Source organism: Neptuniibacter sp. QD29_5, from assembly GCF_047778125.1.
Classification (GTDB): Bacteria; Pseudomonadota; Gammaproteobacteria; order Pseudomonadales; family Balneatricaceae; genus Neptuniibacter.
Map to the genome: position 1 here is coordinate 2,975,215 of NZ_CP180556.1, position 11,995 is coordinate 2,987,209.

Genomic DNA, 11,995 nt, shown 5'->3' on the forward strand with positions numbered 1-11,995 from the left:
TCATGAGTCGTAAATTATCTATCTGGCTTGCTTGGTTAGTACTTTGCTTATCGTTGGCAGGCTATTTGAGTTACCAGATGTTCTTAGAAGAACAGAAACCTGACTTCATAATCGGTGAAGCGACACACGGTCACCATCAGATCGAAATGAGTTGTGATACTTGCCACACCGATCCATTTGGTGGCGAAGAGATCATCCACAATGCATGCCTAGGCTGCCACCAAGAAGAGCTGAAAACATCTCACGATTCACATCCAATCAAAAAGTTTACCGATCCACGTAACGCTGACCGACTTGAAAAGATCAATGCCGTTAGCTGCGTGACCTGTCATGGCGAACATAAACAAGACCAAACCTTCGAGATGGGTGTAACGCTACCAGACGACTTCTGTTACGAGTGTCATGCAGAAATTGCCGAAGAACGACCAAGTCATGAAGGGATGGGGTTTGACACTTGCGCCTCAGCAGGTTGCCACAACTATCACGATAACCGCGCACTCTATGAAGATTTCCTTTTGAGCAACAACGAAGGTCCGATGATCAAAGCGATGGCCCAAGTTTTAGCTCGAACCGGTACACAATCAATCGAACGTAAAGCAAGTCTATCAATAGATCAGGCTGATGCGCCTTCTGCCTCGCCTGAACACCTTAAAGAGTGGAGTGAAAGCATCCATGCGACAGCTGGTGTGAACTGTACCAGTTGCCATGCACCACAAAGACAAGCATGGCAAGACGATCCAGGTCTTGCCGCATGCAATATCTGTCATACCCACGAAGAAAAAGGCTTTTTGGCAGGAAAGCACGGTATGAAGCTATCGGTAGGGTTGGGCAAGATGTCTCCAGCCACCGGTCGAGCCGCTTTTCATGAGAACGCTGATACAACAGGTCTAGACTGTGCAAGCTGTCACGATGCACATAAACCTGAGCCAAAACTCGCTGCTGTCGAATCCTGTACCAGCTGTCACAACGATACCCATACACAAAACTATGCCAATTCACCTCACGCAGAACTTTGGAAGCAAGAGCTAAAAGGCGAGCTACCAGCAGGCAGCGGCGTGACCTGTGCGACCTGTCATATGCCGCGCGAAGTACACAAAGAGTTTGGTGAAGAGGTCGTTCGCGTACAGCACAACCAAAGCATGAATTTACGTCCGAATGAAAAGATGATCCGAAGCGTTTGCATGGATTGTCACTCCCTTTCATTCAGCATCGACGCTTTGGCTGACGAAGTACTGATTGAAAACAATTTTAAAGGGCTGCCTTCTCAAAATATTCCGTCTATCCAGATGGTTTTAGACCGAGAAGCTAAATAGCCCTATACCGATTTACTTATGAGAACTTGGGGAACGAGGAAAATACTATGCTGAAAAAAGTAACTTTAGCCACTGCAATAGCGGCAACTGCACTAGCAATCACAGGCTGTCAGGAAGAAAAAAAAGCGGTTGGTATCGATCCAAGCAAACACACTGACGCACTCTTCGCAGTAATGAATGCTGACCGTACTAACTACACAAAATACATTGTTGGTCGTCTTGGTCCTAAAGGAGCTGATGCCGTTATGCCAGTTGAGCACTGGAAAGATGTAGATAACGGTGTACCACTTCCAGCGCAGATGTTCCGTTTAGGTTATGAATCGGTATCTGAAGTAACGGATGACTTCACATATTCCCTCCAGTCAATTTGGCCAATCAATTCACAAAACGCCCCACGTACTGACATGGAGAAAGAAGGCCTTGAGTACGTTGCTAAAAACCTAGGTAAAAACTTCTACGGAACAGAAACATTAGGTGGCAAAGACTACTTCACTGCGGTTTACGCGGATGTTGCTTCTGTAAAAGCCTGCGTGAGCTGTCACAACGGCCATAAAGATAGCCCTAAAACAGACTTTAAACTCGGTGATGTTATGGGCGGTGTCGTTATTCGTGTACCTCTAGGCGAGTAATCACCCATGTTTAACGGTGCTCTGATGTCGCTGTTCACACTAATCCTAGTGTCTTTTATCGCCACAGGATGTGACTCAAGCGAGACAACGAAGACTGCTGCTCTATCTCTCGCATTGCAACAAGGGAAAGAGATCGTAGAGGGTCGATGCTTTGCGTGCCATGCACAAAGCATCAACGGTGCCCCTATCGTTGGTAATAAAAAGATGTGGAAAACACGTGCGACTCAGGGCAAGGCCGTTCTGGTCGAACATGCCATTAATGGCATTGGCCTGATGCCAGCTAAAGGTGGTTTTACAGATCTTTCTGACGAAGAGATCGGCTTAGCAGTTGGCTACATGCTTTCACAAATCAAAGAATGAGGGATCTAACATGGGTTGTTTCTTCAGCAAATTGAAATCAATTTTCGGCGGGGCTAAGTGCCAAGCCTCCCTTTATGAACGACTAGGCGGCGAAACAGCGGTAGACGCTGCTGTGGATATTTTTTATCGCAAAGTGTTGGTAGATGAACGCATCAGCCACTACTTCGATGATGTTGATATGGAAGGTCAAGCCGCAAAACAAAAAGCATTTTTAACCATGGTTTTTGGTGGCCCCCACAACTACACCGGCATGGATATGCGCGAAGGCCATAAACACCTCAAAGGGCTAAACGATAGCCACTTTGATGCGGTAGTGGAAAACCTAGCTGCGACCCTGACTGAACTGGGTGTTGGCAGTGATGATATCGGCGAAATCGCAGGTATCGCGGAAAGTGTAAGAGATGATGTTCTTAATCGCCCAAAGGAAGGCGAGGCAGTCCAAGAGGAAAAAGAGATGAGTTTATACGAGCGAATTGGTGGCGAAGCATCGGTAGATGCTGCCGTCGATATTTTTTACCGCAAAGTGCTTGCTGATGACCGTATCAGCCACTACTTCGATGATGTTGATATGGATGGCCAAGCAGCCAAGCAAAAAGCCTTCTTAACTATGGTATTCGGCGGCCCACACAATTACACCGGACAAGATATGCGTGAAGGTCACAAACACCTTAAAGGGCTTAACGAAACCCACTTTAATGCGGTAGTTGAAAACCTAGCCGCGACGCTGACTGAGCTCGGCGTGAGTGAAAGTGATATCGGCGAAATCGCAGGTATTGCCGGCAGCGTTAAAGACGACGTGCTTAATCGCTAAGGAGTCACAACATGGTAAGCGTCAGATTTGAAGAGGCTGATATTAAGGTCAAAGAAGGCTCTAACCTTTTAGAAGCCTTATTAGATGCTGGTCACGACATTCCCAATTCATGTCGTGCTGGCGCTTGCCAGTGCTGCATGCTCCAAGCAACAGAAGGTACGCCACCAGACGAAGCTCAAAAAGGTCTTAAAGAGACTCAAAAGCAGCAGGGCTACTTTCTGGCTTGTCGCTGTCAGCCAAATACTGAGATGAGCGTTCAACGTAATGCGCAAGTATCCTCAACCGAGGGGATTTTAATCAGTAAACAACAACTGACGGGCTCCGTTCTGCAACTCAAACTAAAAGCAGATATAGATTACTTAGCAGGACAATATATCAATTTAGTCCGTCATGATGGATTAAGTCGTTCTTACTCAATCGCCAGCGTAAAAAGCATCGATGACCATATTGAACTACAGCTGCGTATTTTTGCAGATGGCCAATTTAGCCAATGGGCACTTAATGACTTTGTTGTAGGTGAAAGCATTGAACTACAGGGGCCATTTGGCAACTGTTTCTATACGGAATCAGATCCTAACCAACCCATAATCATGGCAGCTACCGGAACTGGACTTGCGCCACTCTACGGTATCGTTCGGGCTGCGTTACAACAGGGTCATACAGGTCCAATTAGCTTATTTGCTGGCGCTAAAGATAGCGCAGGTTTATACCTAATCGAAGAGTTAAAAGCATTGAGTGAGCACTACGAAAATCTCACTTATTACCCAGTTGTGCTAGAAGAAACTGGATCAGAACCAGATGGTTGCGAGATCGGTGACCTCAATGCTGTAGTCAAAAATAGGGTACCAAATACCAAGGGCTACCGAGCTTATTTCTGTGGATCTGAAGATCGCGTCAAAGCGTTACGTAAACAAACATTTTTGGCTGGTGCCAATATGCAGGATATCTACTGCGACCTGTTCACTCCCTCGAGTTAGGTAACTTGCTAGCCTAACTCCCACAAGCCGGCACTGCCGGCTTTTTTTAAATTTGATTCGGAAGCTTAGCAAATATTAACTAACACTCATTCAATAATGAGAATTATTCTTGACTGAATGTATTGTTGACGATTACCATCTTGTTTATCTGTATAGCAATTGGAACTGCTAGGAAGTCAGCATGGAAACATCTCAACAACCTTCGAAAAAAAGCTACGCGGTCGCTGTCTCTTTATCTGCCATCTTTGGCGTACTCGGTATTCATCATTTCTACCTAGGTCGTTATCTCGAAGGCATTTTCGACTTCAGCCTATTTGTTATAACAATGTATTTCTATCTTAACGGCGAGCTTCTATGGGCGCTGTTATTTTTCGTAGTGGATGGTCTGCACACTTTTGTCATTACCATAATGCTACTAACAGGTTCTTTCAAAGATGGCCAAGGACGCTACGTTTGCTATCCAGGCCAAAAGCTAAAACAAGCGAATCAAGGATAATGAGATGACTGACACAGCTGTTGCACCACAAGTTGAGCTAAGCGAAAAAGGCTTTGTACCAACACTTCTACTATGTTTCTTCCTAGGAGTACTGGGCGTACACCGTTTTTACGTAGGTAAAATCGGTACTGGTATCCTCATGCTGCTAACACTGGGCGGTCTAGGCATTTGGTCTCTAGTTGATTTCATCATGATTGCTGTGGGCTCTTTTAAAGATAAAGAAGGCCGTGTAATCAAAGCACAATAAGCACACTAGTTTTTCAAAAAAGGCTTCGTTCAACGAAGCCTTTTTTATTGCCTGGATTTAGAGTTCCAAGGGCTGCGCTTTACCCCTAACCCAGAAGTTTTCTTCAATATCTGCGTTTAGTTGATCAATTCGATTTTGCAGTTTCGGGTGACTATGCATCCACTCTGGTGCTTCCTCACTTGCCTCTTTCTCTATGATTAAAGCTTGTTCAAAAAAGGTGGTAGCACCTGCCACATGCCCGTAGTAGTTTTGCAAGGTTACTAACGCAATTTTGTCTGCTTCTCGCTCCTGTTCACGACTAAAAAACAACATTCCTAACTCAGAACCGGTAGATAAAACTAAACTGCCATCACCCGCGATAAAACTGTAAGCGACCTGAAATGCCAGACCGCGACTAATACTCACAATAGGATCTCGATGCTTGATATGCCCTAGTTCATGAGCAAGCACCATCGAAAGAGAATTTTCATCTGGCATAGCATCAATAAGGCCCTGCAAAACAAAGATATTGCCACCTAAGGTAGCGAAAGCATTCATGTCATCTGAATCAATCAAATGAACATCGACCGTTATATCGTTAGGTATGTTCATGCGTTTAGCCAAACCATCAGCTAAATCCTGAAGATAACGTTCAGTCTTTACCTCTTCGACACTTAGATCCCTTTGACTGTGATAAATCTCAATATAGGGCGCGACAAAGTCTCGCTCAGCAGCAAAAGGCACCTGTTGTAAAAGGCGATCCGCAAACCAAATCAAAGAACCAAGTATGAGAATAAGAGCGAAGATGCCAATCAACATCCAACGGGTAAATTGAGCAACCTGCTGGTCATGGTCAGCAGGAAGCTGGTAAACGCGATCATCCTGATCCATTGCTATTCCTTAGTTAGAAAGGGTAAGAAGCTAATATATTGAACATTTAAAAATAATATTCAACATACGATTTGCTTGGGACTTGAAACAAAAGAGTGATCACGATCTTGGCTGTACAGGTGCTACCGGAAATGCCGCGATAGTACCTTTTGCCTCTGAAACTTTAGCAACGCCTTCGTTCTCCACCTCATCGATGCGAACGATCGCATGGGAAGGAATATAAGAGCGCTTCACACCACTAAACTCAGTTTTGAGTTTCTCTTCACCTGGGTCGATAACGAGTTCAGAGCGATTCCCAAAGACCAACTCTTCAATCTCTAAAAATCCCCACATGTCGCTTTGATAAACATGCTTAGCATAGAGTTCAAAAACTTGATCCTGATTTACAAAAATCACTTTATAGATACGATCGTTATTCTTAGCCATCTGTTCCGCAAACCTAGGTTGCTATTCACTCATTACAAGCCACGGCGCTTTGACTACGCACCGGCATAAACTTGTGATTCATCAAGATACTGAACAGCTCGCTCCAAAGCTTCCGTACGAGTGCTAGCAAAATCCTTACTGCTGATACGGGACTCTAATCCTAGTTTGAGCAATTTATCCTGAGCTTCTTTTGATCGAGTAATAATCGATACATGCTTACCTAAATCTAGAGCCTCAAAGACTACGTTTTCGATCGACAGTGCCATAGTGTCATCCAAGAAAGAGACATCACTCAAATCAAAAATAACCGCTTCGTGTCTTTCAATATCCTGACGTTCACGCGCTATTGCCTTAGAAACACCAAAGATCATTGCACCGGACAAATAGAAAAGAAGAACACGACCGTCCGCCTTATTCAGAAGAGTCTTCTGTTCTTCATCCAGTGGGATCTCATCATCAACGTCCGACATGGCCCGCACCTTCTGCGCTTCAACCATAGAGAGTTTCTGGATAATGATGATATTGGCTACAAATACACCGATACCTACAGCAACAATCAGATCAACAAAGACCGTAAGTAGCAGTACGGTATACATGATCAAGGTACTATGGCGGGAGACTTTGTGGGCACGTTTGATAAACGACCAATCAAGGATGTCCATACCTACTTTCACCGCAATCGCGGCCAATACAGCAAGCGGGATATTCTCGATCAATGAGGCGGCGCCAAATACCGCTATGGCTAAGGCGACGACCCTTATTACACCGGAAAGCGCAGTCCGACCACCCGACTGAATATTGACTACAGTCCCCATAGTCGCACCCGCACCCGGCAGGCCACCGAACAGGCCAGACATGATATTACCTAAGCCCTGGCCTACTAATTCTTTGTTAGAGTTGTGCTCAGTTCGAGTCAAGTTATCAGCGATAACCGATGTCAGCATCGAGTCTATACAACCCAACATACCCAACACCATCGCTTCCACCAGCATGATACTTAGTTCGGCGTGAGTGAAGTGAGGAATCACCAGAGAAGGTAGTGATGCATCGATCTCACCGATACGCTGAATCTGCTCAAAATCAAAAACAAGCACCGACAGAATACTTACACACACCAGCGCTATTAGCTGAGGTGGCAGATACTTTTTAAGCTTTTCAGGCGTAAAGAAAAGCAACTGTAAAGTCACTACGAACAGTAAAAATTCGCCCAACTGGATATTCATAACCAGCTCTGGGAGATTCGACAATGTCCCCACAACCCCACCAGCAGGCGCAGTTTGACCAAGCGCAGGGGCCAATTGCATGAGAATCAGGATAACGCCTATCCCGGACATAAAGCCGGAAACCACCGAGTAAGGCATTAAAGTGATGTACTTCCCCAGTTTGAGGAAGCCAAATATTATCTGGAAACACCCCGCCATCATGACGACGGTAAAGGCCATGGCGAGACCTTTTTCGGGATGGGTAGCAATCAGCGTACTCACAACAGCAGTCATAACTACTGTCATTGGACCGGTAGGCTCAGAAATAAGAGTAGAAGTACCACCAAAGAGAGAGGCAAATAAACCGATTAGAATTGCGCCATAAAGACCCGCTTCTGCACCCGCACCTGACGCCACACCGAAGGTTAAAGCAAGGGGTAACGAGACAACCGCAGCTGTCAAACCACCTAACATATCGCCGCGAAGGTTCTTCTTACTCAGCGTATTCAGCGCAAGCATCTAACTTTTCTCTTTGTGTACAGGAATCCAGGCTGTAATTTTACTAGTCGAGCGCAAGCGAGCAAGGTTTATCTGATCCAACTCGACTAAATATTCCTCATAAAAACCTTTCTACGATAAAACTAGGAGTAGTCTTGGATTTTATTCAGCTTAGTTGAATAAAATCCGCACAAAAATAAGCCACTCCTAATTAATAAAACACTATTACTTGCCAGTTTTCACGTGGGTTAGGTATAGAGGCAAACCTACCAACAAGAAGCCACCAACTAAGTTACCCAACACCGTAGGAATTTCATTCCACACTAAGTAATCCACCAACGTGAAGTCGCCACCCATAATCATCGCAAATGGGAACAGGAACATATTCACAACGGAGTGTTCAAACGCCATGTAGAAGAACAGCATGATCGGCATCCACATTGCCGCCATTTTACTGCTAGCAGATGTTGAGATCAGCGCCCCTACAACGCCCATAGACACCATCCAATTACACAACATGCCGCGGATAAAAATAGTAATCCATCCCCAAATCCCTTGTTCTTGATAGCCAAGGGTACGAGACTCACCGATCCAACTGACTTTTTCAGCAATTGCGCCACCATCAGTTTGATAACCATAAGTCAGAATAAAGGAAGCAAAAAAAGCGACGATAGCGGCGCCAGAAAGGTTACCCAAAAAGACTAACCACCAGTTACGTAATAACTTCTTAATAGTGCAGCCTGGGCGTTTATCAATCACAGCAAGAGGTACTAAGGTAAATGCTCCGGTGAGAAGATCAAATTTCATCAGGTTTAGCATGATAAAACCGACGGGAAATAGAATTGCACCAATCAATAAGTTCCCTGTATTGGTAATCACCGTAATGGCAAAGAATGCAGCCAAAGACAAAATAGCACCGGCCATCAATGAACGGATATAAGTATCCCTTGTGGTCATAAAGATCTTTTGTTCGCCTGCATCTACCATCTTGGTAACAAATTCACGCGGCTCCAAATACGCCATAAACGCCTTTCCTTAAAAAATTACTTAATATATAAACAAAGATAAAAAATGGAAGGCAATGTTACCAAAACTAAAGTCTAATAAGTCCCCCTCTATGCACCAAGTGACTAAATACCAGTACCAAATACCCATAGCCCAACTCGGATCTCTAAAACCCCTTTGAAAACCAAGGCTTTTGCAGCCGTATCAACTGATAAAATGAGCCGATTTCAACTCGACTAAACTGTTCATTATCTGGCCGCTTAAGTATAATGCGCGGTCCTTTATGCACCCGGCCATATTTTCCAGCCGGGCTTTGATACGCGCAAAATACAGGTGAACAATGGCGAAGAAGCTATTTATTAAAACCCACGGTTGTCAGATGAACGAGTACGACTCTGCACGTATGGCCGATCTGTTGGGGGAAAGTCATGATCTTGAGCTAACTGAGGACGCTGATGAAGCGGACGTTCTGCTCCTGAACACCTGTTCGATTCGTGAAAAAGCACAGGAAAAAGTATTCCACCAGCTAGGCCGCTGGCGCAAACTGAAAGCGAAGAACCCAGATATCAAAATTGGTATCGGTGGTTGTGTGGCAAGTCAGGAAGGCGACAACATTCTAAAACGTGCACCTTACGTTGATATGATCTTTGGCCCGCAAACATTACACCGTTTGCCCGAGATGATTACTGAAACCGGTAACGGCGGTGTAGGCATTGTCGATGTCTCTTTCCCTGAAATCGAGAAGTTCGATCACCTTCCAGCCCCTAAAGTAGAAGGCGCTGAAGCCTTTGTTTCTGTGATGGAAGGCTGCTCTAAGTACTGTACTTTCTGCGTTGTACCTTATACACGTGGTGAAGAAGTAAGCCGCCCTCTAGACGATGTTATTACTGAATGTGTTGAGCTTGCTGAGCAAGGCGTGCGTGAAGTTAACCTACTCGGTCAAAACGTGAACGCTTACCGTGGTGATACGCATGATGGCGATACTGCCGATCTAGCAGAATTGATCCGTTGTGTAGCAGAGGTTGATGGTATTGATCGTATTCGTTTCACTACCAGCCACCCGGTAGAGTTCACTGACAGCTTGATCGAAGCCTATGAAGATGTGCCTGAGTTAGTGAGCTTCCTTCACTTACCGGTACAAAGCGGCTCTGACAAAATCCTAATGGCTATGAAACGTGGTCACACTGCGCTTGAGTACAAATCAAAAATCCGTCGTATCCGTAAAGCACGCCCAGATATCGAGATCTCTTCTGACTTTATCATCGGTTTCCCGAATGAAACTGACGCTGATTTCGAAGCGACAATGAAGCTAATCGAAGATATCGGCTTTGATAACAGCTATAGCTTTATCTACAGCCGTCGTCCGGGCACACCGGCATCTGATCTGCCTGACAATATCGACGAAGAAACTAAGAAAGCGCGTCTACAAATTCTGCAAAGCCGCATTATTCAAAATGCTCAGCAGATCAGCCGTCGCATGGTGGGTACCACTCAGCGTATTTTGGTTAACGGTTATTCTAAGAAAGATCCGGGCTTACTTTCAGGTCGTACTGAAAACAACCGTGTTGTGAACTTCCGTTGCGATAACCCAGATCTAATCGGCCACTTTGCCGATGTGAATATTGCTCAAGCTTATGCCAACTCTTTAGTAGGTGAGCTAATCTGTTCAGAACTGGACGACAATTTTTCCTTGAAGGCGGGCTAAGCTGTTGAGCACTGCACAATCGATCAAAATCACACTAGAACCTGAAAATGCTGAGTTCCTAGCAAACCTTGGCGGCCCGTTCAACGAGCACTTCAAACTGGTTGAGAAACGTTTAGGCATTGAGATTCGTAACCACGGTAATCACTTCCAACTACTGGGTGATATCGAAAACATCACCTTCGTTTCCGAAATGCTTGAAGCACTTTATAACGACGCTAAGCAGGACAAACGTATCTCACCCGATCAGATCCATCTTCTAATTCAAGAAAGCGGTCTGGAACAGCGTAATAGCAATCAACAGATTAAAGATACGGATATCAGTATCCGTACGAAAAAAGCGTTGATCCGCCCTCGCGGTGAAAACCAGCAAGGCTATGTACGCTCAATCCTTCAACACGATATCAATTTTGGTATTGGCCCGGCGGGCACAGGTAAAACCTACCTTGCGGTTGCCTGCGCAGTTGATGCCTTAGAACGTGAAGAAGTAGATCGCATCTTATTGGTTCGTCCTGCTGTTGAAGCCGGTGAAAAGCTAGGCTTTCTGCCAGGTGATCTAAGCCAAAAAGTTGATCCATATCTGCGTCCTCTCTATGACGCGCTGTATGAGATGCTAGGATTTGAACGTGTAGGCAAATTGATTGAGCGTAACGTGATCGAAGTTGCGCCTCTGGCCTATATGCGTGGCCGTACCCTGAATAACTCATTCGTTATTCTGGATGAAAGCCAGAACACGACGCGCGAACAGATGAAGATGTTCCTGACACGTATCGGTTTTGGTTCTACTGCAGTTATTACCGGTGATATCACTCAGGTCGATCTACCTAAAGGCACGCGCTCGGGTTTGATCCACGCGATGCAAGTGCTAGACGATGTAAAAGATATCGGTTTCACCCACTTCACCGCTAAAGACGTCGTGCGACATCCACTGGTTCAGCACATCGTCCGTGCTTATGACCGTTTTGAGAAAAAAGAAGGCAGGCAGGATTCTCATAAATGAGTTTGGAATGCGAAGTTCAGTACGAGATTGAAGGCAATCTACCGACAGAAGATCAGTTTCAGCAATGGATATCCGCTGCGCTGACCGGCCAGGTTGATGAAGGTGAAGTGTGCATCCGCATAGTAACACCGGAAGAGAGCCAAACCCTCAACCGCACTTATCGCGATAAAGATAAACCAACGAACGTTCTCTCCTTCCCATTTGAGGTGCCTGAAGGCGTTCCTCTGCACCTACTAGGTGATCTTGTTATCTGTGCCGATGTGGTTGCTAAAGAAGCAAAGGAGCAAAAAAAGCCTTTGTTTGACCATTGGACCCACATGGTTGTGCATGGCTGCTTGCATCTAATCGGTTTCGATCATATAAATGATGAAGAAGCTGAAGAGATGGAAAATCTCGAACGTAAAATTCTCGCCAGTATGGATATAAAAGACCCATACTTGGAAAGTAACTAAATATCAG

General features: G+C 45.2%; 14 protein-coding genes. 10 read left to right on the forward strand and 4 right to left on the reverse strand.

Annotated features, from left to right (window positions below):
* Window positions 1-2: 2 nt before the first annotated feature.
* From ACMXYR_RS14135 to ACMXYR_RS14165, 7 genes are all read left to right on the forward strand, one after another.
* Entirely contained in the window at window positions 3-1,313 is a 1,311-nt protein-coding gene (locus ACMXYR_RS14135; protein ID WP_415902076.1) for a cytochrome c3 family protein, read from the forward strand.
* Between the two features lie 47 nt (window positions 1,314-1,360).
* Complete coding sequence (locus tag ACMXYR_RS14140; RefSeq protein ID WP_415902077.1) at window positions 1,361-1,942, forward strand: DUF3365 domain-containing protein; 582 nt, start codon at window positions 1,361-1,363, stop codon at window positions 1,940-1,942.
* A gap of 24 nt (window positions 1,943-1,966) precedes the next feature.
* Window positions 1,967-2,302 carry a c-type cytochrome gene (locus ACMXYR_RS14145; protein WP_415902078.1) on the forward strand — a complete coding sequence of 112 codons (336 nt, stop codon included), beginning with the start codon at window positions 1,967-1,969 and terminating at the stop codon, window positions 2,300-2,302.
* Window positions 2,303-2,312: 10 nt separating this feature from the next.
* Entirely contained in the window at window positions 2,313-3,113 is an 801-nt protein-coding gene (locus ACMXYR_RS14150; protein ID WP_415902079.1) for a group I truncated hemoglobin, read from the forward strand.
* A gap of 11 nt (window positions 3,114-3,124) precedes the next feature.
* Entirely contained in the window at window positions 3,125-4,090 is a 966-nt protein-coding gene (locus ACMXYR_RS14155; protein ID WP_415902080.1) for a 2Fe-2S iron-sulfur cluster-binding protein, read from the forward strand.
* Between the two features lie 181 nt (window positions 4,091-4,271).
* Entirely contained in the window at window positions 4,272-4,586 is a 315-nt protein-coding gene (locus ACMXYR_RS14160; RefSeq protein WP_415902081.1) for an NINE protein, read from the forward strand.
* Window positions 4,587-4,590: 4 nt separating this feature from the next.
* Window positions 4,591-4,833, forward strand: a complete 243-nt coding sequence (locus ACMXYR_RS14165; protein WP_415902082.1) for an NINE protein — start codon at window positions 4,591-4,593, stop codon at window positions 4,831-4,833.
* Window positions 4,834-4,890: 57 nt separating this feature from the next.
* Here ACMXYR_RS14165 and ACMXYR_RS14170 read toward each other — a convergent pair whose 3' ends face one another.
* The 4 genes from ACMXYR_RS14170 to ACMXYR_RS14185 all read right to left on the reverse strand — a co-directional run bounded on the left by ACMXYR_RS14170 (window position 4,891) and on the right by ACMXYR_RS14185 (window position 8,852).
* Complete coding sequence (locus ACMXYR_RS14170) at window positions 4,891-5,703, reverse strand: M48 family metallopeptidase (protein ID WP_415902083.1); 813 nt, start codon at window positions 5,701-5,703, stop codon at window positions 4,891-4,893.
* Window positions 5,704-5,802: 99 nt separating this feature from the next.
* On the reverse strand, window positions 5,803-6,129 hold the full coding sequence (locus tag ACMXYR_RS14175) for a DUF1820 family protein (protein WP_415902084.1): 327 nt from the start codon (window positions 6,127-6,129) through the stop codon (window positions 5,803-5,805).
* Between the two features lie 53 nt (window positions 6,130-6,182).
* A complete protein-coding gene (locus ACMXYR_RS14180; RefSeq protein WP_415882487.1) occupies window positions 6,183-7,850 on the reverse strand; it encodes a SulP family inorganic anion transporter in 1,668 nt (555 codons plus the stop codon).
* Between the two features lie 204 nt (window positions 7,851-8,054).
* A complete protein-coding gene (locus tag ACMXYR_RS14185) occupies window positions 8,055-8,852 on the reverse strand; it encodes a formate/nitrite transporter family protein (RefSeq protein ID WP_415902085.1) in 798 nt (265 codons plus the stop codon).
* Between the two features lie 322 nt (window positions 8,853-9,174).
* Between ACMXYR_RS14185 and miaB the strand changes: the two genes are divergently transcribed.
* From miaB to ybeY, 3 genes are read left to right on the forward strand one after another with little or no spacing between them, the layout of a single operon-like run.
* Window positions 9,175-10,539, forward strand: coding sequence for a tRNA (N6-isopentenyl adenosine(37)-C2)-methylthiotransferase MiaB (miaB, locus tag ACMXYR_RS14190; protein ID WP_415882489.1), 1,365 nt, complete (start codon window positions 9,175-9,177; stop codon window positions 10,537-10,539).
* Window positions 10,540-10,543: 4 nt separating this feature from the next.
* On the forward strand, window positions 10,544-11,536 hold the full coding sequence (locus ACMXYR_RS14195; RefSeq protein ID WP_415902086.1) for a PhoH family protein: 993 nt from the start codon (window positions 10,544-10,546) through the stop codon (window positions 11,534-11,536).
* Window positions 11,533-11,988, forward strand: coding sequence for an rRNA maturation RNase YbeY (gene ybeY, locus ACMXYR_RS14200; RefSeq protein WP_415902087.1), 456 nt, complete (start codon window positions 11,533-11,535; stop codon window positions 11,986-11,988). Before ACMXYR_RS14195 ends, ybeY begins: the two co-directional genes overlap by 4 nt.
* Window positions 11,989-11,995: the final 7 nt, after the last annotated feature.